Raw genomic sequence first — 25001 nt, 5'->3', positions numbered from 1 at the left:
CCGGGCGGGGGGGGGCCCGGGGGGGGTGCGCCCCCCGCCCTGCGGCCCCCGCCCCTATGGGGGGCGCGCCGCCGGGTGGCGGGGGCGGGGGCGCCGCGGGCCCCCCCGCCCCGGGCCACGTCCCGGCTGTCCCTCGCCGTCCCCGGCCGGGGACGGCGAGGGACAGCGAGATCTACACCTTGTTGTCCAGCCGCTGTCCCCGCAGCATGAACCAGGCCGCGGTCGCCGTGGCCAGCAGGACTGCCGCTCCGACGCCGGAGGCGAGGGTGAGGCCGTCGACGAAGGACTCACGGGCCGAGGCGAGCAGGGCCCGGGCGCTGTCCGACGGGAGACCGGCGGCCACCTCAACCGCACCGCCCAGCGACTCGTGCGCCCCGGCGGGGGTGCCCGCCGGCGCGGCGAAGCCGCGGTAGACGCCGGTCACGATCGAGCCGAGCAGGGCGATGCCGAGGGCCGCGCCGAGTTCGTACGCCGTCTCGGAGACCGCTGAGGCCGCTCCGGCCTGCTCCTTGGGGACCGAGGAGAGGATGACGTCGGCGGTCACCGTGAAGGAGAAGCCCGCGCCGACGCCGACGACCAGCAGGGCGGCTCCCAGGAGCGGATAGCCGGTGGACTCGTCGATTACCGTCAGCACGCCCAGGGCCAGGCCGATGGCCGCCAGGCCACCGGCGACGACGGCCCGTACCGAGAACCGCCGGGCCGCGCGGCCCGCGACCAGACCGGCCACCACCGCGCCCACGGCGGCGGGGAGTTCCGCGAGCCCCGCCTCGAAGGGCCGCCTGCCCTGGACGAGTTGCAGGTACTGGGAGAGGAAGAAGACGAGGCCGGACAGGCCGAAAACGGTCAGCAGGTCGGCGAGGACGGCGCCCGAGAAGCCGCGGTCACGGAAGAGACGCATGTCCAGCAGCGGCTGTGGCAGGGCCAGTTGGCGGCGTACGAAGAAGAACAGGGCGGCGACACCGAGCAGGCCGGCGGCGAGCGCGTTCCCGTCGATGCCGTGGCTGGCGATCTCCTTCACGGCGTACACCACGCCGATCATGCCGACGAGGGACAGCCCGACGCTGAGCAGGTCCCACGGGCCGGGGTTCGGGTGGCGGGACTCGGGGAGCAGCTTGCTGCCGACGACGACCAGCACGATCATCACGGGCAGGTTGATCAGGAAGACCGAGCCCCACCAGAAGTGCTCCAGCAGGAAACCACCGACGACCGGCCCGACCGCCGTGCCCGCGGAGGCGGTGGCGCCCCAGATGCCGATGGCGAGGCTGCGTTCACGCGGATCGTGGAAGAGGTTGCGGATCAGGGCGAGGGTGGCGGGCATCAGTGTCGCGCCCGCGACGCCGAGCAGCGCCCGCGCGACGATCAGCATCTCCGGTGTGGTCGCATACGCGTTGAGCACGGATATGACGCCGAACGCGGCGGCACCGATCAGCAGCAGCTTCTTGCGGCCGATACGGTCGCCGAGGCTGCCGGCCGAGACCAGCAGGCCCGCGATGACGAACGAGTAGACGTCGCCGATCCAGAGCAGCTGGGTGCCCGAGGGCTTGAGGTCCTCGCTTATATAGGGGGTCGCGAGACCGAGGACGGTCGCGTCGACGGCCACCAGCAGCACGGCGAGCACGAGGACGCAGAGCGCGAGCCAGCGACCCGGCCGCTTCACCGCCTCGGTCGTGGACGCCGGCCGCAGGGTGCTGGTCATGATTCCTCTCTCCGTAGTGCGCCGCCGAGCAGCAGCTCGACGATCATGTGGGTGAAGTCCTTGCCGGCGACCCGGCCCTCCGACACCGCCCAGGCACCGGAGGCCAGCAGGCCGTACAGCGCCTCGGTGAGCCAGGCCGGGGTCAGGTCGATACGGAACTCGCCGGCCGCCTGGCCGCGTCTGAACAGGGCCGCGACGCGGTCGTCGATCCTGGCCCAGCCCTCGTTCTGCGCCTCCCCCTCGAACAGCTGGTTCTCGGTGTAGAGGAAGGCGAGCAGGCCCGCGGCCGGTTCGATCTCGCGCACGAGGCGCCGTACGGCGTCGCGCGCCGGGCCGTCGTCCAGGCGGGCCGCGTCCAGCGCGCTCTCGCACTCCGCGATGCCGAGCGCCTCCAGCGCCAGGACGAGGGCGTCCCGCCCCGCGAAGTGGCGGTGCAGCGTGGCCCGGCTGATACCGGCGGTCTTGGCGACCTCGTCCATGGTCGCGGTGGATTTGCGGGTCAGCAGGGCCGCGGCACTGCGCAGCACATGGTCACGGTCGACAGCCATGAGACGAAGATAGCCCATGTGAGACATTTTTGTCTCACCATAGGCATAGGTGTCTCATGCCTCACTGCGGATACGTTCTTACCTTGTTCTTTGACTACCGTCGGTAGCTGCTTCGACTAGTTTCACGAGTGGCGCCAGGATCTGTGGCAGGTCGTTCTCGGAGGTGAGCACCGGTTGGTCCTGCCAGGTGTGCTCAGTTTCGGAGTCGATGAAGAGCAGTGAAGTGGCACCCGATTCCCAGAGGAACGCCATCCCCGTGCGCTCGTCTGATTCCAGCGTGAGGCTCACTGCCGTGGCCTTCGGCCGCCCTCGGGACGGGGTTCCTGGGACAGGCCGCTTCACCGCAGAGCTAATCCCACGAGAGCGAAGCTCGTGTTCATGTGCGGCATGCCAGTCCTTGAGCCACTGAGCGATCTCTGACATTGCGCCCCCATGTGGTGCCTCGAACGGCCGTCGAACTTGATCGTAAGCCCGACAATCACCGGACGCAGGAACGGCCTTCGTCTGATCATGTGCTCCGACCAAGGTGCACGTGACCAAGACGAAGGCCGTGAGAGTGAGTCTGCTGCCTGTTGCTGTCCGGAGGGAAGCGTTCGCGGAAGCGTCAGCCTTCCGGGGTGAGTTCTATGAGTGTCCGACTGCTCGACGCGACGAGTTGTTTGAACTGATGGACGCGGTGCTGTGTGCGGACGGTGCGGTGAAGTCCCCGGTGGACTTGACGTTACTGCCCGAGCATCGTCGTGGGCACGGAGCGATGTACGGCGGTCTGAATCACGGCCGGATCGACATGGATCGGCTGCGGACGGTGCTGTCCGGGCTGTCGCTGCCGCGTTTCGACGACGGGCGCCTGGTGCTGGCGGTCGACGTGTCGCCGTGGCTTCGCTCGGACGCGCCGTGCTCGGCCGAGCGGTTGTTCTGCCACGTCTACGGCCGTGCGAGGACGGCGTCGCAGTTCATTCCGGGCTGGCCCTACTCCTTCGTGGCCGTGCTGGAGCCTGGCGCCACGTCCTGGACCGCGACCCTGGACGCGGTCCGGCTCGGACCGGTGGACGACGCCACCGCGGTCACCGCCGCCCAGCTGCGGGGTGTCGTCGAGCGGCTCATCGCCGCGGGCCAGCGGCAGGCCGGGGACCCGCATATGGTGATCGTCAGCGATGCGGGCTACGACGTCACCCGCCTGGCCTGGGTCCTGCGCGACCTGCCCGTCGAGATGGTCGGCCGAGTCCGCTCCGACCGCGTCATGCGTCTGCCGAAACCACCACGGATGCACGGCGTCAGCGGCCGGCCGCCCAAGCACGGCCCGGAATTCCGCTTCACCAAGCCGGAGACCTGGCCCGAGCCCGCGATCACCACCGTCACCGACACCACCAACTACGGCAAGGCAAAAACCCAGGCGTGGGACCGAGTCCACCCAAGGCTCACCCACCGCTCGTCCTGGCTCGACCACGACGGTGAACTACCCCTGGTTGAGGGCACCTTGATCCGGCTGAAGGTCGAGCACCTATCGAAAGGAACGAGACGCTCCGCCGGTGTGGTTATGGTCCTCGAAGACCGGCGCCACCCCGGACGACGTGGACCGTCTCTGGCAGGCAATTCTCCGCCGCCTTGATCTGGAGCACACCTTCCGATTCGCGAAACAGACCCTCGGCTGGACCACACCGAAACTCCGTACCCCCGAAGCCGCGGACCGCTGGACCTGGATCCTGATCGTCGCCCACACCCAGCTCCGGCTCGCCCGGCCCCTCGCCGAAGATCTCCGCCGTCCTTGGGAGAAACCCGCCGCACCCGACCGGCTCACCCCGGCCCGAGTCCGCCGGGGGTTCAGGAACATCCGCGCTCATCTCGCCTGCCCGACCCGAGTTCCCAAACTCCGAGGTGTCGGCCCCGGACGGCCACCCGGCGCCAAGAACAGACATCGGGCACCCCGCTACGACGTCGGCAAGACCGTCAAGCGCCCCGACACCCTCAAGGCGATCGGCAAGCCTGGAAGATCCTGGTAGACAAAAAACAAGCTTACTGATCGTTTCAGAATGACTTTCGAGGGCGTCGGAGGCGTCGAAGACCAGGCAGACCGGCGCGCCGGGATGCGACGGCGAACCGGGCACAGGCGGTCGGGTCCGGTGGCACGGTCGCCGACGCCCCCAAGGCAGCAGGCGGTACCGGTGGCAAGGGCGGCTGCGGCGGCCGGGGAGCGGACTTTACCGAGTCACCGGCAACCGACCCCTCACGCCTGCGGACAGCGTGGGCTACGGAGGCGGAGGCGGCGGCGGCTGGGGCGGCTGCGGGGCAGACGGCGACACCAACCAGAGGGACAGCGACGATTACCCGTGCAACGGCAGCCGGGGAGGGCTCGCCCGTGACAGAGGCAAGGGCGGCGACGGCTACGTCCTCATCGCCTTCCCCCGTACATAACACCCTCTGCGTGGTGCGGGTTGTGGTGTCGGGGATGGGGGTCGCGGTCAGGCGGGTAGCTGGTTCAGCTTGCGGATCTGGCGGTCGAAGGCACGAGCGGGGACGAGGCGGCGCAGGGTGCTGACGCGTCCGGCGGTGGGTCCGGCGGGGTATCGCAGCTTCGGCTTCGGGTCGGTCGCCGCGGCGACGATCGCCTTGGCGACGGTGGCAGGATCGTCGCCGCCCTTCATCGCCGCGGCCATCACGCGCTCGAAGACCTGCCGCTGCTGCTCGTAGACCGGCAGAGGTGTGGCGGGTTTGGGGGAGTTGGCCTCGAACGCGGTCCTGGTCACTGCGGGCTCGACGAGCAGTACGCGGACGCCGTGCTGGCGGACCTCGTGGTCCATGGACTCGGAGTAGCCCTCGACGGCGTGCTTGGACGCGGCATAGGCGGCCATGTAGGGCGCGGGGACGAACCCGAGGACGGACGAGATGTTGATGATCCGGCCGCTGCCCTGGGCGCGCATGTGCGGCAGGACGGCCTTGGTCATGCGGATCAGTCCGAAGACATTGATGTCGAACAGCTGTTGGTCCTGGCTGAGGGAGCGCTCCTCCCCGGCGCCTGCAGAGCCGATGCCGGCGTTGTTGACCAGGACGTCGATCCGCCCGAACTGCTCGATCACGCGGTCGACCGCGCGGGCGACCGAGGTGTCGCCGGCCACGTCGAGATCGAGGAACGTCACGCCCTCGCGGCGATCCCCTGAGGCTTTGCGGCTCGTGCCGACGACCTCGAATCCCGCATCGACGAGCGCGAAGGCGGCTGCCTTGCCAATGCCTGACGATGCTCCGGTCACGAGTGCTACCGGCCGGTTTGTGGTCATGATGGGCCTCCCATTGATTGGATTACGACCGTAATACAATTACTCTAGGACGGGAGACGGAGAGCGGCAAGCGGCCTCTCCACCGAGGCGCGAGGAGGAGCGCGTGGCGCGCTACGCGAAAGACCACAAGCAGGCGACGCGGCAGCGGATCATCGAGGCCGCCGGCCGCCGGTTCAAGAAGGACGGCATCGACGGCTCCGGAGTCTCCACGCTGATGTCGGACGCGGGGCTGACCAACGGCGCCTTCTACGCCCACTTCGCCTCCAAGGAGGACCTCGTCGCGAACGCCCTCGCCGACCAGCTGGGCGCGCAGAACGCGAGCCTCGAAGCACTCGCGCCCGGCCGCGCCGGGCTCGAACAGTTCGTCCGCGCCTACCTGTCCGCCGAGCACCGTGACGCCCCTGAGAACGGCTGTCCCACGGCAGCTCTCCTCGACGAGATCGGGCGATGCACGGACGAAACCAAGCAGGCGTTCACCAACGGGCTGCTGAGCGTCATCGACGACATCGCCGCCCGCCTGGCACCTGAGAGCCCGCCCTCGGCACGCGCACAGGCGCTCGGCGTCTTCGCCATGATGGTCGGGACGCTCCAACTCGCCCGTGCCCTGGCCGATCCCAGGCTCGCCGACGACGTCCTCGACCAGGGTGTCCACAACGCCCTCGCGCTGCTGGACGCCGGACCTGTCCGGCAGCGCCGCGTCCGACGGCCTTCGTGAGGGCGCGCCGTCCGGCGATCGCGCAGCAGGTGCAGCGTCTTGGCGATCCGCCCGTACTGCGAACGCCTGCCCCAGCGGGGTGGGGCGGGCCTCGCGGCCGACCATCCGCAGCAGGTCGTATGCCCTCACCTGTCCGGTCACCAGGGAGCCAGCCACCCGCAGCATGTCCGGCCAGTGCGTGATGACCTTGGTCAGGTTCACCCCGGTTGCGCGCGAGGGCCTCCAATGGGCCGTAGCCGCCGGTCGCGACGCCGGGCATCTCCGCGCGCCAGAACCGCTGGTCGGCCAGGTCCTTGAAGCGCGGGGAGAAGTTGTAGCCGAGCATGGAGAACAGGCGGAACACGATGTCGGAGTACGAGGCGTTGTCAGTGGCCACCATCTCCGGCTTCACCCCGGCGTCCAGGTTCAGCGGGGTGTCCAGGATGTGCAGGGAGTCGCGTGGGGTGCCCGGCACCACCATCTGCCCGATGCCCGCGACCTGGTCATTCACGGCGTTGAGCCAGGTGATCCCGCGTTGAAGTGATAGTACTTCGGCGACGGCCCGGCATTGATGGTGCGCTTGGGCGCCACGAACCGCGGTCCGTCCACCGAGGCGAGCAGGCCCTCGCCCCAGTGCGCCACGATCGACACCTCTGCTTGGGCTTCGATGAGGCGCGCGTTCGCCGCGGCGATGGTGTCACCCAGCTCATACCGCTCTTGGACGCGGTCCCGCCGATCCGCGGTCTGCGAGGACGCCCGCGCCGCCGGCCCCGGAGGCATTCGCCGACCGGGGCTACGACTACGACAAGTACCGCCGCCCGGTGTGGAAGCGCGGCATCAAGCCGATGATCGCCCAACGCGGCGTCGCCCACGGTTCCGGACTCGGCAAGGTGCGCTGGGTCGTAGAGCGCGCCTTCGCCTGGCTCCACCACTTCAAGCGGCTCAGCACCCGCTACGAGCGACGCGCCGATCTCCACCAGGGACTACTCGACCTCGCCTGCAGCATCATCTGCCTCCGCCGCCTTCGAAAGTCATTCTGAAACGATCAGTTACAGGGAGAGAGTCCGAGCGCCCCTTGCGGAGCACTCGGGCGGATCCGGTCAGTGCCAGGGCAGCCGGCCGCGCTTCTCCCAGTAGACGCCCGGCTCCTCGACGAGCGTCGCGAGCCGGCTCAGCTGGTCCTCGTCCAGGTCCACCACCGCCGCGTGCAGGTTGGAGGCGAGCTGGTGGACGGTGGCCGCGCCGGAGAGGACGACGCCCGCCCACGGCCGGCGGAGGATCCACGCCAGGGCGATGGCGTCGCAGCCGAGGGACGTCTCCGCGGCCACGGCCCTGAGGACCTCCGGCGCGTGCGGCTCGGCGAGCCTGCCGTTGGCCATGCCCTCCTTGACGATCACGGTGAGCCCGGCGTCGTGCGCCTCGGCGAGGGCGGGGGCGGCGGAGGTCTCCAGCGCGTTGTACGTCGACTGGACGGTGCGGAAGAGGGGGTCGCCGTCGACCGTCACGGCGAGGGCGGCCCGGATGGCGTCGGCCTGCGCCGGGCCGCTCGTGGAGAAGCCGATCGTGACGCCCTGGGCGGCCGCGTCCGCCAGCCTGGCGTGGAGTTCCTTGTCGGTGAGGGCCGGGCTGTCCGGGGTCACCGAGTGGATCTGGTAGAGGTCGAGCCGGTCGCCGAGCAGTTCGGCGCTCTCGGCGCGCTGCCGCTCGAACGTCCCGACGCCGTGGTCCTTGACCTCGTGGTGCTCGGCGTCGGTCGTCCAGTCGGCGGTGTAGGTGTAGCCCCATTTGCTGCCCACGACGATGTCGTCGACGTCGGGGCGGGCCTTCAGCCAGTCGGCGAGGAACTCCTCGGAGCGGCCGTAGGAGCGGGCCACGTCGACGTAGCGGACGCCCTGGGCGTAGGCGGCGTCGAGGAGTTCGTGGGTGCGGGTGCGCAGCGTCTCGACGCTTCTGTCGGCTCCGAGGTCCTGGTCGCGGCCGAGGTTGATGTAGCCGGGGCGGCCGACGGCGGCGAGGCCGAGTCCGATGTGGCAGGTGGCGGTGGTCGCTGAGGCCAGTCGGGCGAAGGGCATCGCGGGCTCCGTTCGGTCGGCTCCTTGCGGCTTCCGACCAACGTAACCCGTGATGACCTTGGTTGTGGGGTGCGGGCGGGGGTGGCGAGGGAGTTCCGCCCCCGGCGAGGTCCCCCACCGGCCCGGGAGGGGCGCAGGCATCGGGCGGGTCGCGGTGCGTGGGGGTTGCTCGCGCGGTTTCCCGCGCCCCTGAGAAGCCGGGGCCGGGGCCCCGCGCTTCTCGGGTGGCGGTCGGGCCGCGGGCCCGACCGCCAGGGGGCGTCGGCGTCAGCTCTTCTTCGCCGCCGCCCAGGCGTGCTGGACCGCCAGGTTCTCCTTCACCTCTGCCAGCTGGACGGCCACCGCGGAGGGGGCCGTGCCGCCGCGGCCGTTGCGGGAGGCGAGGGCGCCGGGGACGTTGAGGACCGTGCGGACCTCGGGGGTGAGGTGGGCGGAGATCTTGGCGAACTGCTCGTCCGTCAGCTCGTCGAGCTCCTTGTCCTCGGACTCGGCGACCTTGACGCACTCGCCGGCGACCTCGTGTGCGACACGGAACGGCACGCCCTGCTTGACCAGCCACTCGGCGATGTCGGTGGCGAGGGAGAAGCCGGCGGGGGCCAGTTCCTCCATGCGCTCGCGGTGGACCGTGAGGGTGGCCATCATGCCGGTGAAGGCGGGGAGGAGGACCTCCAGCTGGTCGATGGAGTCGAAGACCGGCTCCTTGTCCTCCTGGAGGTCGCGGTTGTAGGCGAGCGGGAGCGCCTTCAGGGTCGCCATGAGACCGGTCAGATTGCCGATGAGGCGGCCGGACTTGCCCCGGGCCAGCTCGGCGATGTCCGGGTTCTTCTTCTGCGGCATGATCGACGAGCCGGTGGAGAACGCGTCGTGGAGCGTGACGAAGGAGAACTCCTTCGTGTTCCAGATGATGACCTCCTCGGCGATCCGGGAGAGGTTCACACCGATCATCGCGGTGATGAAGGCGAACTCGGCGACGAAGTCGCGGGAGGCCGTGCCGTCGATGGAGTTGCCCGAGCTGCCGTGCTCGAAGCCGAGGTCCTTCGCGACCGCCTCCGGGTCCAGGCCGAGGGAGGAGCCCGCGAGCGCGCCGGAGCCGTACGGGGAGACCGCCGTGCGCTCGTCCCACTGGCGCAGCCGCTCCGCGTCCCGGGACAGGGACTGCACATGGGCGAGCACATGGTGGGCGAACAGCACCGGCTGGGCGTGCTGGAGGTGGGTGCGGCCGGGCATCGCCACGTCGGGGTGGGCCTCGGCCAGGCCGACCAGCGCGTCCTGGAGTTCGGCGATCAGGCCGCCGATGACGCGGGCGTGGTCGCGCAGGTACATGCGGAAGAGGGTCGCGACCTGGTCGTTGCGGGAGCGGCCGGCGCGCAGCTTGCCGCCGAGGTCCGGGCCGAGGCGCTCCAGCAGGCCGCGCTCCAGGGCGGTGTGCACGTCCTCGTCGGCGATGGTGCCGACGAACGAGCCGTCGGCGACGTCCGCCTCGAGCCGGTCGAGGCCGCCCAGCATGTCGGTCAGCTCGTCGTCGGTGAGCAGGCCCGCCTTGTGGAGCACGCGCGCGTGGGCGCGGGAGCCCGCGATGTCGTACGGCGCCAGCCGCCAGTCGAAGTGGACCGACGCGGACAGCTTCGCCAGGGCCTCGGCGGGACCGTCGGCGAAACGGCCGCCCCAGAGCCGAACGTCACCGCTGTTGCTGCTCACTTGCGCTGCTCCTAGGGGGATGTGGATCTTCCACGGGCATCTGCCGCGACCGCCGGACCACCGACGACTGCTCTGCATGATTATGCAGAACCCTGCATGAATCGTCAATGTGAGAGAACTTCAAGAGAAATGCAAGAAGGCTTGAACACTCGAAACCGCTTTCCCGTACCTCTCCCCGAACGCAGGCGCCGCGTTGGATCACACAGACCACACCTGACCCGAGTGAGGCATCCGCATGTCCAGGGCTCTTCCGAAGTACAACAAGCGTCGCGTAGGGATCATCGGCGGCGCCGCCGCGGTCGTGCTCTCCGGAGCGGTCATCGCGGGTTCCGCTCTCGCCGGTGAGGGTGCCGACAACGACGGGCAGGACGCCGCCGCGTCCCCCGGCACCATCTCGTGCCCGGCGGTCGAGGGCAGCCTGCCGGCGATCCCCGCGTCCGCCAAGGCCGAGGTCGACAGCAACCTCGCCCAGCTGCAGACCCAGATCCAGGAGGCCAACAAGCGCCTCGTCGACACCGTCGGCCAGGGCGGCCCCAACTTCGTGCAGAACGCCATCCTCGGCCCCCTGGAGGACAAGCGCGTCGCCGCACTGAACCGCATCGAGACCGCGATCGGCCGCGCCGCCGCCAAGCCCGAGGGCCTGGAGAAGCTCGCCCCCTGCCAGCTCGACCAGGGCGGCGCCGCGGGCGCCGGTGACCAGGCGGACGCCGGAGCCGGTGCCGGTGCGGACGCCGGGGCCGGAGCGGGCAACGCCGGTGCGGGGAACGACGCGGGCGCCGCGGGCACCATCTCCTGCCCGGCCGTCGAGGGCAGCCTCCCGGCGATCCCCGCCTCCGCCCAGGCCGAGGTCACCCGCAACCTGGAGCTGCTCGACACCCAGATCCAGGAGGCCAACCAGCGCCTCGTCGACACCGTCGGCCAGGGCGGCCCCAACTTCGTCAACAACGCCATCCTCGGCCCCCTGGAGGACAAGCGCGTCGCGACCCTCAACCGCATCGAGACCGCGATCGGCCGCGCCGCCGCCAAGCCCGAGGGCCTGGAGAAGCTCGCCCCCTGCCAGCTCAACCAGGGCGGCGCCGCGGGCGCCGGTGACCAGGCGGACGCGGGCGAGGAGGCCGGCGCCGAGGCCGGTGCGGGCGAGGACGCGGGCAGCGCCGACAACGCCGGTGCCGAGAACAACGCGGGCGCCGCGGGCACCATCTCCTGCCCGGCCGTCGAGGGCAGCCTCCCGGCGATCCCCGCCTCCGCCCAGGCCGAGGTCACCCGCAACCTGGAGCTGCTCGACACCCAGATCCAGGAGGCCAACCAGCGCCTCGTCGACACCGTCGGCCAGGGCGGCCCCAACTTCGTCAACAACGCCATCCTCGGCCCCCTGGAGGACAAGCGCGTCGCCGCACTGAACCGCATCGAGACCGCGATCGGCCGCGCCGCCGCCAAGCCCGAGGGCCTGGAGAAGCTCGCCCCCTGCCAGCTCAACCAGTGAGCCGTGCCGCGGGCTCGCCCGGTGAGCACCGCTCGGGTCGGCCGCTCAAGATGACCCGCTCATCCGGCGAGTGACCTCCTGCGCCTCTCGTGGGCGACAGGGGTCCGTGGCCGCCCCGCGCGCCGGCCGGGGCGGCCACGGAAGACCGGCTCCGATTTCCGGGTGGATCCCAGCGATGGTGATCCACCCGGAATTCGCTTTTCCTCAGACAGGCGAACCATGGGCGCCGAGAATCGTGGGTCATGGGAAAGACCTACGAGCGCATCGACGGCCGCCTGCGCACCTTCATAGAGGCCCAGCCCCTCTTCTTCACCGCGACCGCCCCCCTGTCCGCCGACGGCACGGTCAACCTCTCCCCCAAGGGGCTCCGGGGCTCGTTCGCCGTCCTCGACGAACTGACCGTGGCCTACCTGGACTTCGCCGGGTCCAACGCGGAGACCATCGCGCATCTGCGGGAGAACGGCCGGATCACCCTCATGTGGTGCGCCTTCCAGGGCCCGCCCACCATCGTGCGCGTCCACGGCACGGGCGAGGCGGTCTTCCGCGACGACCCGCGCTTCACGGGGCTCCTGGCCCGCTTCCCGGACATCGACCCCGCCCAGCACGGTCTGCGGGCCGTCATCGTGGTCAGGGCCGAGCTCGTCCGCGACAGCTGCGGCTACGCCGTGCCCTTCATGGCGTACGAGGAGGACCGCGATCTGCACGGCCGCCGCTTCGCGCGCGAGGACGACGACTCGCTCACCGCGTACTTCCGCTCCAAGGAGCACATCGAGACGAGCCTGGACGGGCTGCCGGGACTGCCTCTGCCGCTGCCGCCCTCGGCCGGCTGAAGCGGAACAGCACGTTCGCCAAGCGGTTTCCCCACCACGTTGAACACACGGCACTCCCTGCACGTACGTGTGGGCCAAGGGTCCAGCCCACCACGGAGGAACCGTGTCCACGATCGCCGGAGGTCGCGCCGCGCGACGCCAGACGATGCGCCGCATCCGACCTCGCCGCTCCCCCGCCGTCCCGCTCCTGATCGCCTTCTGGGCGGGCGCGGCGGCGGTGGTGTGGCTGTGGTGGGACAACACGCCGTCCATCGCGGACCAGGGCAGCCAGATGGTCAACGCCGGCCGGATCACCGGTCTGCTCGGCGGGTACCTGATGGCCCTGGTGGTGCTGCAGATGGCGCGGGTGCCCGCGCTGGAGCGCCGGGTCGGCTCCGACCGGGTGGCCCGCTGGCACGCGATGACCGGCCGCTACACGCTCTGCCTGGTCGTGGCGCACGTCGTCCTCACGATGTACGGGTACGCCCTCCAGGCCGGTCTGACGCACACCGCGATCCTCCAGCAGACCATCGACTCCATCAACCAGCTGCCGGACATGGGCAAGGCCGCCATCGGCACCGGTCTGCTGGTGTTCATCGGACTGATCTCGATCGGCCCGGTCCGCAAGCGGATCCCGTACGACCTCTGGTACCACACCCACCTGCTGACGTACGCGGCGACGTTCCTGACGTTCTGGCACCAGATCACCACCGGCAACGAGTTCGCCGCCACCCCCGAGGCGAAGACGGCCTGGTACGCGTTGTACGGGTCGGTGACCGCGCTGGTGATCTGGTACCGCGTCCTCACCCCGATCCGGCTGAACATGAGGCACCGGCTGCGCGTCGAGGCCGTCATCGAGGAGTCGCCCGGCATCGTCTCGGTGCTGATGAGCGGGCGCAAGCTGCACCGGATGGGCGCGGAGGCCGGGCAGTTCTTCCGCTGGCGGTTCCTGGCCCCGGGTATGCGGTTCAGCTCGCACCCGTACTCGCTGTCGGCGGCGCCCCGCCCGAACATGCTGCGCATCACCGTCAAGGCGATCGGCGACCACAGCTCCGCCCTGCGCGATCTGGAGCCCGGCACCCGGGTGTGGGCCGAGGGCCCGTACGGGGCGCTCACGGCCGCGAAGCGCAGCCGGGGCAAGGTGCTGCTGGTGGCGGGCGGGGTGGGCATCACCCCGATGCGGGCGCTCTTCGAGACGCTGCCCGGCGCGGCCGGTGACCTCACCCTGCTCTACCGGGCCAACAGCACCCAGGACCTGGCGCTGTGGGACGAGCTCGCCCAGATCGCGGAGGAGCGCGGGGCGCGGCTGATGTACGCGGTGAACAGCCCGGAGGGCGAGCGCCCGGACATCTCGGCGGACTCCCTGCGCCGGAAGATCCCGGACATCGAGCGTCACGACGTCTTCCTGTGCGGTCCGCCCGGCTTCGCCCAGGGCGTGTACGAGGCACTGCGCGGGGCGGGCGTCCCCACCCGCCGTATCCACCACGAGTCGTTCGAGATGTGAGCGACGGGCCCTCGGGCCGTCGCGCACCACCCACGGGGCCGTCCCCCACCGACCCCTGCCCATGGGGCTCCCCACGGGGACTTCCCCTACAGGACTTCACACTTCAGGAGCTGAAGGAGCGATGAAGAAGAGCCACCCCATACGGCGGACCCTGCTCGCCACCGCCGCCACCGTGTCCGGCATCGTGCTGCTGCTGTCGCTGAAGCCGGCCTCGGACCCGGCGGGATCGGTACAGGCCGGAGCGGCCGGGGGCGCTCCGTCGGCCCAGGGCGGGGTGGTGGCGGGCGCGCAGACCCTCACGGGTACCGCCGTCAAGACCGACTACGGCCCGGTCCAGGTCCGCATCACGGTCGACGGCGGCAAGATCACCCAGGCCGAAGCCGTCCAGAAACCCAGCGGCGGCCGCTCCACCCAGATCAGCAACGACGCCATCCCCAAACTCAACCAGGCCGCCGTGGCCGCCGGTTCCGCCGACATCGACGCCGTCTCCGGCGCCACCTACACCAGCGACGGCTACAAGCAGTCCCTCCAGTCCGCCCTCGACCAGGCCGGCAACGCACAGGGCTCGGGCGGGCAGGGCTCGGGCGGCGAGGCCGAGGCGGGCGGCTCGCAGGACGCGGGCGGCGACGCGGCGGACTCGGGGGCCGGGAACGCGACGGGCACCCAGGTGCTCACCGGCTCGGCCGTCCGGACGGACTACGGCCCGGTCCAGGTCCGCATCACCGTCACCGACGGCCGGATCACCAGTGCCGAGGCGCTGCAGCAGCCCAGCGGCGGCCGCTCGACCCAGATCAGCGGAACCGCCATCCCCAAGCTCAACCAGAACGCCGTCGCGGCAGGGAGCGCCGACATCGATGCTGTCTCAGGTGCCACGTACACCAGCGAGGGGTACAAGAAGTCCGTCCAGTCCGCCCTGGACCAGGCGGGCTGAATCGGTGGCAGAACCCGCCGGGGCCGCCGCGCCCGCCCAGCTGCGGCACGCCGAAGAGGTCATGGGCACCGTCTTCTCCTTCGACATCCGGGGAGGCGAGCCGGCGGCGATCAGGGCCGCGCTCGACGAGGCGGTGGCCGGGCTCCACACCGTGAACGAGGTGTTCAGCACCTACCGCGAGCAGAGCCAGATCTCCCGGCTCGCCCGGGCCGAGACGACCATCGAGGAGTGCGACCCGGAGGTCGCCGAGGTTCTCGGACTGTGCGCCGAGGCGGAGCGGGTGAGCAACGGCTGGTTCAGCGCGACCTACGAGGGCCGCTTCGACCCGACCGGCCTGGTCAAGGGGTGGGCCACCGAGCGGGCGGCCCAGCACCTGGTCGAGGCGGGCGCGGCCGGGGTGAGCGTCAACGGCGGCGGCGACGTCCAGCTGTGCGGCGTGCCGGGCCCCGACCGGCCCTGGCGGGTGGGTGTGGCCGATCCGCCGCGGCCGGGTGGGCTGGCCGCGGTGGTCACCGCGGCCGGCGCCGACCGCCTGGCCGTCGCCACCTCGGGCACCGCCGAGCGGGGCACCCATATCGTCGACCCCCGCACCGGCAGGTCCGCGGTCACCGACCTGGTGTCGGTGACGGTGGTCGCGCCTCGGCTGACCTGGGCGGACTGCTGGGCGACCGCGGCGTTCGCGATGGGGTCGCGGGAGGGCCTGGCCTGGCTGGAGTCCCTGCCGGAGGTGGAGGCCCTGCTGATCACGGCGGGCGACGAGGTGCGGTGCACGGGAGGGCTGGCTTCCCGCCTGGGGTGAGCACGCCTTCCCGGGACGCGGGGACCCGCGCGGTCGGGCGCGTCCCGCCCGGTCGGCGCCCCCCGCGCGTCTCCCCCTCAGTGGCCGTTCTGGGCCAGCCGCAACAAGTGGTCCGCCAGTGCCTGACCGCCCGCCGGATCACGGCTGATCAGCAGCAGCGTGTCGTCCCCGGCGATCGTGCCCAGTACGTCGTGCAGTTCCGCCTGGTCGATGGCCGAGGCCAGGAACTGGGCCGCGCCCGGCGGCGTACGGAGCACCACCAGGTTCGCGGACGCCTCCGCGGAGATCAGCAGCTCGGAGGAGAGCCGCCGCATCCGCTCCTCCTTCGCCGACCCGCCGAGCGGCGCCCGGGGCGTACGGAAGCCGCCCTCGCTCGGCACCGCGTAGATGAGGTCGCCGTCGGTGTTGCGGATCTTCACCGCGTTCAGCTCGTCCAGGTCCCGGGAGAGCGTCGCCTGGGTGACGCTCAGGCCGTCGTCGGACAGCAGCTTCGCCAACTGGCTCTGTGAGCGCACCGGTTGCCGGTTGAGGATGTCCACGATCCGCCGGTGGCGTGCGGTACGGGTCTGCGGCACCGCGGGTCCCGCCTGGTCGTGCTCCTGCGCCTGGCTCATCGTCGTCCCATTCCCCGGATCATCCGTCCCCCTTGACCGCGTCCAGGACACCGGGCAGGGCCTGGAGGAAGGCGTCCACCTCGGCGTCACCGATGTTGAGCGCCGGCATGAGCCGTACGACATCGGGGGCGGGCGCGTTCACCAGGAGACCGGCGTCCTGAGCCGCCTGTTGCGCCTGTGGCGCGAGCGGCTCGGTGAGCACGATACCCAGCAGGAGGCCCGCGCCACGGACATGGGCGATCAACGGGTGGCCGAGGGACTCGATTCCCTCCCGCAGCCGCTCGCTCTGGCGCTTGACGTTCTCCAGCAGGCCCTCGGCCCGGATGGTCTCCAGGACGGCGAGTCCGGCGGCGCACGCGACGGGGTTGCCGCCGAAGGTCGTGCCGTGCTGACCGGGCTGCAGGAACTCCGCGGCCCGGCCGAAGGCGACGGTCGCGCCCAGCGGGAGTCCGCCGCCGAGGCCCTTGGCGAGGGTGACGACGTCCGGCAGCACGCCTTCGTGGGCCTGGTACTCGAACCAGTGCCCGGTCCGGCCGATGCCGGTCTGCACCTCGTCGAGGACCAGCAGGGACCCGGTGGCCGCGGTGATCGCCCGGGCCGCCTTGAGGTAGCCGGGGGGCGGGACGACGACGCCGTTCTCGCCCTGGATCGGCTCGATGACGACGAGCGCCGTCTCCTCGGTGACCGCGGCCGCCAGGGCCTGCGCGTCGCCGTACGGGACGTGGGTGACGTCGCCGGGCAGCGGGTGGAAGCCGGTCTGCTTGCCGGGCTGGCCGGTGAGGGCGAGGGCGCCCATGGTCCGGCCGTGGAAGCCGCCCGTGGTGGCGACCATGTGGGTGCGTCCGGTCAGCCGGCCGATCTTGAAGGCGCCCTCGTTGGCCTCGGCGCCAGAGTTGCAGAAGAAGACCTTGCCGTCCCGGCCGAAGTGCTCCAAGAGCCGCTCGGCGAGCGCGACGGGCGGCTCGGCGACGAACAGGTTGGAGACGTGGCCGAGGGAGGCGATCTGCCTGCTGACGGCCTCGACGATCGCGGGGTGAGCGTGGCCGAGGGCGTTGACCGCGATACCGCCGACGAAGTCCAGGTACTCGTTGCCGTCGGCGTCCCACAGCCTGCTGCCCGCACCGCGGACGAGGGGCAGCCGCGGGGTGCCGTAGTTGTTCATGAGCGAGCCCTGCCACCGCTGGGTCAGCTCCGCGTTGCCCGCGTTCCCGGTCATTCGGCGTCCCCCTCGGTCACGGCGTCGGGCACGACCATCGTGCCGATGCCCTCGTCGGTGAAGATCTCCAGCAGGATCGAGTGCTGGACCCGGCCGTCGATGACGCGGGCGGTGTTGACGCCGTTGCGCACGGCGTGCAGGCAGCCCTCCATCTTCGGCACCATGCCGGAGGACAACTCCGGCAGGAGCTTCTCCAGTTGGGAAGCGGTGAGGCGGCTGATCACCTCGTCGCTGTTCGGCCAGTCCTCGTAGAGGCCCTCGACGTCGGTGAGGACCATGAGGGTCTCGGCGCCCAGCGCGGCAGCGAGTGCCGCAGCCGCCGTATCAGCATTGACGTTGTAGACATGTCCGTCGTCCTCGCTCCGGGCGATCGACGAGACGACCGGGATGCGGCCGTCGGCGAGCAGTGCCTCGATCGCGCCCGTGTCGATGTCGGTGATCTCGCCCACCCGCCCGATGTCGACGAGTTCGCCGTCGATCTCCGGCTGGTGCTTGATGGCGGTGATGGTGTGCGCGTCCTCGCCGGTCAGCCCGACGGCGAGCGGCCCGTGCTGGTTGAGCAGGCCGACCAGTTCGCGCTGCACCTGTCCGGCGAGCACCATGCGTACGACGTCCATGGCGTCCTCGGTGGTGACGCGCAGGCCGGCCTTGAACTCGCTGACGATGCCGTGCCGGTCGAGGGCGGCGCTGATCTGCGGGCCGCCGCCGTGCACGACGACGACGTCGAGGCCGGCGTGCCGCAGGAAGACGACGTCCTGGGCGAAGGCGGCCTTCAGTTCCTCGTCGATCATGGCGTTGCCGCCGAACTTGATGACGACCGTCTTGCCGTTGTGGCGGGTCAGCCAGGGCAGCGCCTCGATGAGGATCTGGGCCTTGGGCAGGGCGGTGTGTTTCCGCGTGGTGCTCATGAGGAGTAGGCGCTGTTCTCGTGGACGTAGTCGGCGGTGAGGTCGTTGGTCCAGACGGTGGCGGTCTCGGACCCGGCGGCGAGGTCGGCGACGACGTGCACCTCGCGGTAGCGCATGTCGACCTTGTCGCGGTCCTCGCCGACGCCGCCGTTCTTGCAGACCCAGACGCCGTTGATGGCGACGTTGAGCCGGTCCGGCTCGAAGGCCGCCTTCGTCGTGCCGATGGCGGACAGCACGCGGCCCCAGTTGGGGTCCTCACCGTGGATGGCGCACTTGAGGAGGTTGTTGCGGGCGATGGAGCGGCCGACCTCGACGGCGTCGTCCTCGGTCGCGGCGTTGATCACCTCGATCCTGATGTCCTTGCTGGCGCCCTCGGCGTCCCGGATGAGCTGCTGTCCGAGGTCGTCGCAGACCGCGCGCACGGCTTCGGCGAACTCCGCGTACTCCGGGGTGATCCCGGAGGCGCCGGAGGCGAGCAGCAGCACGGTGTCGTTGGTGGACATGCAGCCGTCGGAGTCGACCCGGTCGAAGGTGACCCGGGTGGCCGCCCGGAGCGCCCGGTCGAGGGTCTCGGCGTCGACGTCCGCGTCGGTGGTGAGGACCACGAGCATGGTGGCGAGGCCGGGGGCGAGCATGCCCGCGCCCTTGGCCATACCGCCGACGGTCCAGCCGTCGCGCTGGGCGACGGACGTCTTGTGCACGGTGTCGGTGGTCTTGATGGCGATGGCGGCCTTCTCGCCGCCGTGCGGGCTGAGCTGGGCGACCGCCCGGTCGACGCCCGGCAGCAGCTTGTCCATGGGCAGAAGGACGCCGATGAGACCGGTGGAGCACACCGCGACCTTGCCGGCCGCGTGGCCGCCCGTCTCGTCGAGCCCGGCCGCGTTGAGGGACTCGGCCACCTTCTCGGCGGTGGCGTGCGTGTCCTGGAACCCCTTGGGGCCCGTACAGGCGTTGGCGCCGCCGGAGTTGAGGACGACGGCCGAGATCCGGCCGCTCTTGAGGACCTGCTCGGACCAGAGCACCGGCGCGGCCTTGACCCGGTTGGAGGTGAAGACGCCCGCGGCGGCGAGGCGGGGCCCGTTGTTGACCACGAGGGCCAGGTCCGGGTTGCCGTTCTCCTTGATCCCGGCGGCGATGCCCGCCGCCGTGAATCCCTGTGCTGCCGTCACGCTCACGGCGCAACTCCGATCGTCGTCAGCCCGGTGGACTCGGGGAGCCCGAGGGCGATGTTCATGCTCTGGACGGCACCGCCCGCGGTGCCCTTGGTGAGGTTGTCGATGGCACTGATCGCGATGACGCGGCCCGCCGCCTCGTCGTAGGCGACCTGCACCTGGACGGCGTTGGAACCGTGGACGGACGCCGTGGCGGGCCACTGGCCCTCCGGGAGGAGGTGGACGAAGGGCTCGTCGGCGAAGGCCTTCTCGTACGCGGCGCGCACGGACTCCGCGGTGACACCCGCCCTGGCCTTGGCGCTGCATGTGGCGAGGATGCCGCGGGACATCGGGGCGAGGGTCGGGGTGAAGGACACGGAGACCGGCTCGCCGGCGACCCCGCCGAGGTTCTGGATCATCTCGGGGGTGTGCCGGTGTCCGCCGCCGACGCCGTACGGGCTCATCGAGCCCATGACCTCGCTGCCGAGGAGGTGCGTCTTGGGGGCCTTGCCCGCGCCGGACGTCCCGGACGCGGCGACGATCACGGCCTCGTTCTCGGCGATGCCCGCCGCGTACGCGGGGAAGAGGGCCAGGGTGACGGCCGTGGGGTAGCAACCGGGCACCGCGATGCGCTTGGACCCCTCCAGCGCGGCGCGGGCGCCCGGCAGTTCGGGGAGGCCGTAGGGCCAGGTCCCGGCGTGCGGGGAGCCGTAGAACCTCTCCCAGTCGGCCGCGTCCTTCAGCCGGAAGTCGGCGCCCATGTCGACGACGAGGACGTCCGGGCCGAGCTGTTCGGCCACGGCGGCGGACTGGCCGTGCGGCAGCGCGAGGAACACGACGTCGTGTCCGGCGAGGACCTCGGCGGTGGTCTCCTGGAGGACCCGGTCGGCCAACGGCAGCAGGTGCGGCTGGAGGGAACCGAGGCGCTGGCCCGCGTTCGAGTTGCCGGTCAGGGCGCCGATCTCGACCTCGGGGTGCGCGAGCAGCAGGCGCAGCACTTCGCCGCCCGCATAACCGCTCGCTCCCGCCACCGCTGCACGTACCGCCATGGATAACCCTCCTCCTGGATGGCATGACTATACGTTTCGCTGCACTTTTATGCAATCAGTGGCGGCTGGAGGCCCTCCGCGGCTGCGACGGAGAATTTCAGTTGGCACACGGAGAACGCTGGTTGGCGAATCCGGGTCCCGTCACGCTGTGTAGCGGGCGGTGCTGGCGAAACGCCCCCGTTGGGGGACGACCGGCTGCGTCGGTGGAGTTCGACGTGGCAGGTGGGCGCTGACGAGGTCTGCCGGCCGGGCCGGGACATGGCTCACGTAGCAGTGATGTCGTCCCGGCCGATGCGGGGGTTCACGGGGCGGGCGAAGCAGCGGCACCGCCCCGGCCTGGAGGCGATGGCGTCAGCGGGCGGGAAGCATGGCTTCGAGTCGCTGACGGAAGTGAGCCTGCTGGTGGCGCTGGACTTCTCGAGGGCATCGGAAGTGATGTCGCAACCGTTCCGGCACGCTGGCTCGACGTCCATGTGCGCCAGATCGCCACGACCCCCGAACCGCTGGCATCCCTCATGGCGCAGCTCGCCCTCGGGGCGGCCGACGGCGTGGTGGGCGACAGCCCGGGCAGCTCGGGCGGCATCACGGTCATGGACCCCGCTTGTGGCCCCGGGCATCTCCTCCTGGCCGGGGCCGGCGCCGCGAGGGCATCCGGCGCCGAGGCACTCACGCTGTTCGGCAGTGACCGGGACGCCGTCCTCGCCTCGCCGGCGGACTCCCGCTTGGCCCTCGCGGAGAACGAGCGCCACAGGGAGGAGGAGTGGGCGCAGGTCTCCGTACGGGCTGCTGACTCCCACCGGGACGCTGTGGTTCGAGGGGCGGACGGTGTCGCTCGCCGCCGAGAAGGACGGCGCGGTCACGGCATCGTTCCAGGAGTTGTCAGAGAAACGTCGCCCTGCCGGGGCCTTCCTCGACGAAGCTGCGCATCCCCCGCTCGCGGTCCTCTGTCCCGAACAGGCCCGCGAACCAGTTGCGTTCGATGGTGAGACCGGTGTCGAGGTCGGTCTCCAGCCCCTGGTCGACCGACTCCTTGGCGGCCCGTAGGGCGAGTGCGGGGCCCCTGGCCAGCCGGGCGGCCCGGGCCCAGGCGTGCTCGTACACCTCGGCGGCCGGAACCACGAGGTCGACCAGGCCGATCCGCAGGGCCTCGTCAGCCTCGACCATCCGGCCGGTGAAGACGAGGTCCTTGGCCCTGGAGGGGCCCACGAGCCGGGACAGGCGCTGGGTACCGCCCGCACCGGGGATCAGGCCGAGGAGTATCTCGGGCTGGCCGAGCTTGGCGTTGTCGGCGGCGATCCGGTAGTCGGCGCACAGGGCCAGCTCGCAGCCGCCGCCGAGCGCGTAACCGGTGACCGCGGCGACGACCGGCTTGGGGATGCGGGCGACGGCGGTGAACGCCTCCTGAAGCGGGCGCGAGCGCCTGACCATTCCGGCGTGGTCGAGGAGCTCCATCTCCTTGATGTCCGCGCCGGCCGCGAACACCTTCTCGCCGCCGTACAGGATCACCGCCCGTACGTCGTCGCGTTCGGTCGCCTCTGCGGCGAGTTCGCCGAGCCGGTCCTGGGAGGCGATGTCGAGGGCGTTCATCGGGGGGCGGTCCAGGCGGATGGTTCCGACGCCTTCGGAGACCTCCAGGTGCACGGGCATGGGTTTCCTCAGCTGTCGAAGTCGACGGTCAGTGTCTCGGAGACGGGGAAGGTCTGGCAGGTCAGCACATAGCCGGCCGCGACCTCGGCGGCTTCGAGGGCGAAGTTGCGGCGCATGTCGGCCTCGCCTTCGGTGACCAGGGCGCGGCAGGTGCCGCACACGCCGCCCTTGCAGGCGAAGGGCAGGTCGGGGCGCGTCTTCTGGGCGCCGTCCAGCACCGTGGCCCCGCGCGGCAGGGCGGCGGTGGTGGACCGGCCGTCGAGGGTGACGGTGACCTGGGAGACCGGTCCCCCGGCGACGGCCTCCTCGTGCCGCACCTCCCGCACCGGCGTGTCGTCCGCGTGGAACAGCTCCTGGTGGACACGGCTGCCGGGCACCCCCAGGTCGGCCAGCACCTTCTGGGCGTCGCGCACCATGCCGTGGGGTCCGCACAGCCACCAGTGGTCCGCGGTGGTGACGTCGACCAGCCCGCCGATGAGGGCGGAGAGGCGGTCGGCGTCCAGGCGGCCGGAGAGCACCTCTGTCTCGCGGGGCTCGCGGGAGAGGACGTGGGCGAGCTGGAAGCGCACCGGGTGGAGGTCCTTCAGGTCGGCGAGTTCGTCGGCGAACATGACCGAGCCGGTGCGTCGGTTGCCGTAGAACAGGGTGACCCGCGAGTGGTCGTCGGCTGCCAGGACCGACTCGGCGATGGAGAGCATGGGGGTGATGCCGGACCCCGCGGCGACGAGGACGTGGTGCCCGGATGCGGTGAGATCGGGGGTGAAGGCACCGGTCGGGGCCATCACCTCCAGGGTGTCGCCGGGCCGCACGTCGTGGACCAGCCAGGAGGAGAACAGTCCGCCGGGCACTTCGCGCACCCCGATGCGCGGCCGTGCGCCCACCGGCGAACAGATCGAGTAGGAGCGCCGCTCGTCCCGCCCGTCGACTGCGCGGCGCAGGGTGAGCGACTGGCCCGGGGCGAAGGCGAACTCCTTCGCCAGGTCGTCCGGGATGTCGAAGCCGACCGCGACCGCGTCCTCGCACAGCCGCTGTACGGCGGCCACCCGCAGCTGATGGAAGACCGGGCGGCGTCGCCGCACGGCCGTGGGCGCGGAGGTGCCGGGTGGCAGCAGGTCCTCCATCAGATCTCCTTGACGTACTCGTAGGGTTCGCGGCAGGCGCGGCAGCGCCACAGCGCCTTGCAGGAGGTGGCGCCGAAGCGGGAGGTCTCCTCCGTGTCCGCCGAGCCGCACCGGGGGCACGGAACCGCGGGGCGGGTGGGGGACAGGGTCAGCGGCACCGGGCCGGGGGCGGGCCTCGGCGCGGGTCCGGGAGGCGCTATGCCGTGTTCGGCGAGGGTGCGGCGACCGCTCGGTGTGATCCAGTCCGTTGTCCAGGGCGGGTCGAGCACCGTACGCACCCGGACCTGCGCGTATCCGGCGGCTGTGAGGCGCGCGGCCACTTCGGCGCGCATCTCGGCCATGGCCGGGCAGCCGGAGTAGGTCGGGGTGAGGCTGACGACGACCGTCCCGTCCGCACCGACCTCGACGTCGCGCAGCACGCCGAGGTCGGCCAGGGTGAGCATGGGCAGCTCGGGGTCCGGCACGCTCTCGGCGACGTGCCGGGCGTGGCGCACGTCCGTCGGCGCGGTCACCATGTCGCCTCCGGGTGGGCGCGGGCCACGCTCTGCAGCTCGGCCAGCAGTGGGGCGAGGTGCTCGGTGTGGTCGCCGTCGCGACCGGCGCCGGGCTGCGGCCGGCACACCGGCAGGGGTACTCCGGCCGTCCCCGTGACCTGCGTCAGCACCGCCTCGACCTCGTCCTGGACGTCGTACGCGGTGAACAGCTCGTCCAGATAGGGCGCGACCTGCTCCAGCGCGTCCCGCATCCGGAGCTGCGACTCGGCGGTGCCGTCGCCGAGGCGGACGACCCACTCGGCGGCGTACTGCCGGTGATAGCTCAGCTCCTTGACGCCCTTGGCGGCGATCGCGGCGAGCACCGGATCGTCGGAGGCGGTGAGCCGATCGAAGTGGGCGAGCCTCCAGGCGGAGAGCACCAGCAGGCGGGTGACACAGAACGCGAAGTCGACATCGGGGAGTTCGGCGAGGCGTACGTTGCGGAAGTCGTCGGCGTCCCGGAAGTAGGCGTAGGCGTCCTCGTCGCGGCCGGTGCCGTCGACCTGGCCGGCGCGGGAGTACAGCAGGCGGGCCTGGCCGAGCAGGTCGAGGCCGATGTTCGCCAGGGCCACCTCCTCCTCCAACTCCGGCGCGCGGGTGGTCCACTCGGCCAGCCGCTGCGCCAGGACGAGGGCGTCGTCGGCCAGTGCCACGCAGACCAGGGCCAGTTCCCGGGCGTCGACGCCCTCGGGCACGCCGGTGTCGACACCGTGGAGGGGGTCCTCGAAACCGGTGCCGTACGCCCAGCGGGTGTCGTCGTCGTGTCCCTCGGCGAGGGTCAGGTGGACGTGGTCGTCACTCATGCTCTGCTCCTCAGATGTGCGGGACGTCGTCGGGGATGTCGTAGAAGGTGGGGTGGCGGTACACCTTGTCGGCGCTGGGCTCGAAGAAGGGGTCCTTCTCGTCGCGGGTGGAGGCGGCGATGTGCTCCGAGCGCACGACCCAGAGGGAGACGCCCTCGTTGCGGCGGGTGTAGAGGTCGCGGGCGTGGGTGAGGGCCATCCGGTCGTCGGCGGCGTGCAGGGAACCCACGTGGACGTGGTTCAGGCCGCGCTTGCCCCGCACGAACACCTCGTACGGCCGCCAGTCGTTCTTCTCGGTGGTCATGCCACCGCTCCCTTCTGCGTACGGGCCGCCTGCTTGGCGGCATGGGCGGTGGCGGCCTCACGCACCCAGGCGCCTTCCTCGTGGGCCGTCCTGCGGCGTTCCATCCGCTGGTCGTTGCACGGCCCGTCGCCGCTGATGACCCGCTTCAG

20 protein-coding genes and 5 pseudogenes are annotated in these 25001 nt (G+C 71.2%); 8 read left to right on the top strand and 17 right to left on the bottom strand.

The window, feature by feature from the left end; translation table 11 throughout:
• Positions 1 to 172 precede the first annotated feature (172 nt).
• Both AC067N_RS38590 and AC067N_RS38585 read right to left on the bottom strand, forming a co-directional pair.
• On the bottom strand, positions 173 to 1696 hold the full coding sequence (locus AC067N_RS38590) for an MFS transporter (protein WP_478683628.1): 1524 nt from the start codon (positions 1694 to 1696) through the stop codon (positions 173 to 175).
• Entirely contained in the window at positions 1693 to 2244 is a 552-nt protein-coding gene (locus tag AC067N_RS38585) for a TetR/AcrR family transcriptional regulator (RefSeq protein WP_478683627.1), read from the bottom strand. Before AC067N_RS38585 ends, AC067N_RS38590 begins: the two co-directional genes overlap by 4 nt.
• A gap of 556 nt (positions 2245 to 2800) precedes the next feature.
• On the opposite strand from AC067N_RS38585, the pseudogene AC067N_RS38580 reads away from it, so the two are divergent.
• Positions 2801 to 4244, top strand: a pseudogene (locus AC067N_RS38580) (NF041680 family putative transposase).
• Positions 4245 to 4703: 459 nt separating this feature from the next.
• Here AC067N_RS38580 and AC067N_RS38575 read toward each other — a convergent pair.
• Complete coding sequence (locus AC067N_RS38575) at positions 4704 to 5516, bottom strand: oxidoreductase (RefSeq protein WP_478683626.1); 813 nt, start codon at positions 5514 to 5516, stop codon at positions 4704 to 4706.
• A 103-nt stretch (positions 5517 to 5619) separates the two neighbouring features.
• On the opposite strand from AC067N_RS38575, the gene AC067N_RS38570 reads away from it, so the two are divergent.
• A complete protein-coding gene (locus tag AC067N_RS38570; protein WP_478683625.1) occupies positions 5620 to 6231 on the top strand; it encodes a TetR/AcrR family transcriptional regulator in 612 nt (203 codons plus the stop codon).
• A gap of 20 nt (positions 6232 to 6251) precedes the next feature.
• On the opposite strand, the pseudogene AC067N_RS38565 reads toward AC067N_RS38570, so the two are convergent.
• Positions 6252 to 6915: pseudogene (locus AC067N_RS38565) on the bottom strand (Tn3 family transposase); the annotation flags it as partial.
• Between AC067N_RS38565 and AC067N_RS38560 the strand changes: the two are divergent.
• Positions 6907 to 7250, top strand: a pseudogene (locus AC067N_RS38560) (transposase); the annotation flags it as partial. The pseudogenes AC067N_RS38565 and AC067N_RS38560 sit on opposite strands and share 9 nt — an antisense overlap.
• Positions 7251 to 7310: 60 nt before the next feature.
• On the opposite strand, the gene AC067N_RS38555 reads toward AC067N_RS38560, so the two are convergent.
• Together AC067N_RS38555 and argH are read right to left on the bottom strand one after the other, a co-directional pair.
• A complete protein-coding gene (locus AC067N_RS38555; protein ID WP_478683624.1) occupies positions 7311 to 8282 on the bottom strand; it encodes an aldo/keto reductase in 972 nt (323 codons plus the stop codon).
• A 267-nt stretch (positions 8283 to 8549) separates the two neighbouring features.
• Entirely contained in the window at positions 8550 to 9980 is a 1431-nt protein-coding gene (gene argH, locus AC067N_RS38550; protein WP_478683623.1) for an argininosuccinate lyase, read from the bottom strand.
• Between the two features lie 235 nt (positions 9981 to 10215).
• Between argH and AC067N_RS38545 the strand changes: the two are divergent.
• From AC067N_RS38545 to AC067N_RS38525, 5 genes and pseudogenes are all read left to right on the top strand, one after another.
• A pseudogene (locus AC067N_RS38545) lies at positions 10216 to 11049 on the top strand (hypothetical protein); the annotation flags it as partial.
• Positions 11050 to 11705: 656 nt separating this feature from the next.
• Complete coding sequence (locus tag AC067N_RS38540; protein WP_478683622.1) at positions 11706 to 12293, top strand: pyridoxamine 5'-phosphate oxidase family protein; 588 nt, start codon at positions 11706 to 11708, stop codon at positions 12291 to 12293.
• Positions 12294 to 12438: 145 nt separating this feature from the next.
• The gene (locus AC067N_RS38535) at positions 12439 to 13776 is read left to right on the top strand and encodes a ferredoxin reductase family protein (RefSeq protein ID WP_478683629.1); all 1338 of its coding nucleotides are present in this window, start codon (positions 12439 to 12441) and stop codon (positions 13774 to 13776) included.
• A gap of 121 nt (positions 13777 to 13897) precedes the next feature.
• A complete protein-coding gene (locus tag AC067N_RS38530; protein WP_478683621.1) occupies positions 13898 to 14707 on the top strand; it encodes an FMN-binding protein in 810 nt (269 codons plus the stop codon).
• A gap of 4 nt (positions 14708 to 14711) precedes the next feature.
• Positions 14712 to 15506 (top strand): FAD:protein FMN transferase, encoded by a 795-nt coding sequence (locus tag AC067N_RS38525; RefSeq protein ID WP_478683620.1) that lies wholly within the window; start codon positions 14712 to 14714, stop codon positions 15504 to 15506.
• Between the two features lie 77 nt (positions 15507 to 15583).
• On the opposite strand, the gene AC067N_RS38520 is transcribed toward AC067N_RS38525, so the two are convergent.
• The 11 genes and pseudogenes from AC067N_RS38520 to AC067N_RS38470 all read right to left on the bottom strand — a co-directional run.
• Positions 15584 to 16120 carry an arginine repressor gene (locus AC067N_RS38520; RefSeq protein ID WP_478683619.1) on the bottom strand — a complete coding sequence of 179 codons (537 nt, stop codon included), beginning with the start codon at positions 16118 to 16120 and terminating at the stop codon, positions 15584 to 15586.
• A gap of 19 nt (positions 16121 to 16139) precedes the next feature.
• Positions 16140 to 17336, bottom strand: coding sequence for an acetylornithine transaminase (locus AC067N_RS38515; protein ID WP_478683618.1), 1197 nt, complete (start codon positions 17334 to 17336; stop codon positions 16140 to 16142).
• Positions 17333 to 18244 carry an acetylglutamate kinase gene (argB, locus tag AC067N_RS38510; protein WP_478683617.1) on the bottom strand — a complete coding sequence of 304 codons (912 nt, stop codon included), beginning with the start codon at positions 18242 to 18244 and terminating at the stop codon, positions 17333 to 17335. The genes AC067N_RS38515 and argB overlap by 4 nt, the downstream gene beginning before the upstream one ends.
• Positions 18241 to 19419 carry a bifunctional glutamate N-acetyltransferase/amino-acid acetyltransferase ArgJ gene (gene argJ / locus AC067N_RS38505; RefSeq protein ID WP_478683616.1) on the bottom strand — a complete coding sequence of 393 codons (1179 nt, stop codon included), beginning with the start codon at positions 19417 to 19419 and terminating at the stop codon, positions 18241 to 18243. Before argJ ends, argB begins: the two co-directional genes overlap by 4 nt.
• Positions 19416 to 20444 (bottom strand): N-acetyl-gamma-glutamyl-phosphate reductase, encoded by a 1029-nt coding sequence (argC, locus tag AC067N_RS38500; protein WP_478683615.1) that lies wholly within the window; start codon positions 20442 to 20444, stop codon positions 19416 to 19418. The genes argJ and argC overlap by 4 nt, the downstream gene beginning before the upstream one ends.
• Before the next feature lie 879 nt (positions 20445 to 21323).
• On the bottom strand, positions 21324 to 22091 hold the full coding sequence (locus AC067N_RS38495) for an enoyl-CoA hydratase/isomerase family protein (protein WP_478683614.1): 768 nt from the start codon (positions 22089 to 22091) through the stop codon (positions 21324 to 21326).
• 8 nt (positions 22092 to 22099) lie between these two features.
• Positions 22100 to 23212 (bottom strand): 1,2-phenylacetyl-CoA epoxidase subunit PaaE, encoded by a 1113-nt coding sequence (gene paaE / locus AC067N_RS38490; protein WP_478683613.1) that lies wholly within the window; start codon positions 23210 to 23212, stop codon positions 22100 to 22102.
• Complete coding sequence (paaD, locus tag AC067N_RS38485; RefSeq protein WP_478683612.1) at positions 23212 to 23727, bottom strand: 1,2-phenylacetyl-CoA epoxidase subunit PaaD; 516 nt, start codon at positions 23725 to 23727, stop codon at positions 23212 to 23214. Before paaD ends, paaE begins: the two co-directional genes overlap by 1 nt.
• Entirely contained in the window at positions 23721 to 24548 is an 828-nt protein-coding gene (gene paaC, locus AC067N_RS38480; protein WP_478683611.1) for a 1,2-phenylacetyl-CoA epoxidase subunit PaaC, read from the bottom strand. Before paaC ends, paaD begins: the two co-directional genes overlap by 7 nt.
• Before the next feature lie 10 nt (positions 24549 to 24558).
• Positions 24559 to 24852 carry a 1,2-phenylacetyl-CoA epoxidase subunit PaaB gene (gene paaB, locus AC067N_RS38475; RefSeq protein ID WP_478683610.1) on the bottom strand — a complete coding sequence of 98 codons (294 nt, stop codon included), beginning with the start codon at positions 24850 to 24852 and terminating at the stop codon, positions 24559 to 24561.
• Positions 24849 to 25001: pseudogene (locus AC067N_RS38470) on the bottom strand (1,2-phenylacetyl-CoA epoxidase subunit PaaA); the annotation flags it as partial. The gene paaB and the pseudogene AC067N_RS38470, both read right to left, overlap by 4 nt.

Source organism: Streptomyces sp. NPDC042364 (genome assembly GCF_056437585.1).
Note: the sequence above shows the minus strand (reverse complement) of the source record. Positions and strands in the feature narration are given on the sequence as shown.

What these genes read in the sequence shown, in the direction of transcription:
- AC067N_RS38590 (WP_478683628.1), bottom strand. Translation starts at nt 1,696, where the DNA reads ATGACCAGCACCCTGCGGCCGGCGTCCACGACCGAGGCGGTGAAGCGG.
- AC067N_RS38585 (WP_478683627.1), bottom strand. Translation starts at nt 2,244, where the DNA reads ATGGCTGTCGACCGTGACCATGTGCTGCGCAGTGCCGCGGCCCTGCTG.
- AC067N_RS38575 (WP_478683626.1), bottom strand. Translation starts at nt 5,516, where the DNA reads ATGACCACAAACCGGCCGGTAGCACTCGTGACCGGAGCATCGTCAGGC.
- AC067N_RS38555 (WP_478683624.1), bottom strand. Translation starts at nt 8,282, where the DNA reads ATGCCCTTCGCCCGACTGGCCTCAGCGACCACCGCCACCTGCCACATC.
- AC067N_RS38540 (WP_478683622.1), top strand. Translation starts at nt 11,706, where the DNA reads ATGGGAAAGACCTACGAGCGCATCGACGGCCGCCTGCGCACCTTCATA.
- AC067N_RS38535 (WP_478683629.1), top strand. Translation starts at nt 12,439, where the DNA reads ATGCGCCGCATCCGACCTCGCCGCTCCCCCGCCGTCCCGCTCCTGATC.
- AC067N_RS38530 (WP_478683621.1), top strand. Translation starts at nt 13,898, where the DNA reads ATGAAGAAGAGCCACCCCATACGGCGGACCCTGCTCGCCACCGCCGCC.
- AC067N_RS38520 (WP_478683619.1), bottom strand. Translation starts at nt 16,120, where the DNA reads ATGAGCCAGGCGCAGGAGCACGACCAGGCGGGACCCGCGGTGCCGCAG.
- AC067N_RS38515 (WP_478683618.1), bottom strand. Translation starts at nt 17,336, where the DNA reads ATGACCGGGAACGCGGGCAACGCGGAGCTGACCCAGCGGTGGCAGGGC.
- argB (WP_478683617.1), bottom strand. Translation starts at nt 18,244, where the DNA reads ATGAGCACCACGCGGAAACACACCGCCCTGCCCAAGGCCCAGATCCTC.
- argC (WP_478683615.1), bottom strand. Translation starts at nt 20,444, where the DNA reads ATGGCGGTACGTGCAGCGGTGGCGGGAGCGAGCGGTTATGCGGGCGGC.
- AC067N_RS38495 (WP_478683614.1), bottom strand. Translation starts at nt 22,091, where the DNA reads ATGCCCGTGCACCTGGAGGTCTCCGAAGGCGTCGGAACCATCCGCCTG.
- paaE (WP_478683613.1), bottom strand. Translation starts at nt 23,212, where the DNA reads ATGGAGGACCTGCTGCCACCCGGCACCTCCGCGCCCACGGCCGTGCGG.
- paaD (WP_478683612.1), bottom strand. Translation starts at nt 23,727, where the DNA reads ATGGTGACCGCGCCGACGGACGTGCGCCACGCCCGGCACGTCGCCGAG.
- paaC (WP_478683611.1), bottom strand. Translation starts at nt 24,548, where the DNA reads ATGAGTGACGACCACGTCCACCTGACCCTCGCCGAGGGACACGACGAC.
- paaB (WP_478683610.1), bottom strand. Translation starts at nt 24,852, where the DNA reads ATGACCACCGAGAAGAACGACTGGCGGCCGTACGAGGTGTTCGTGCGG.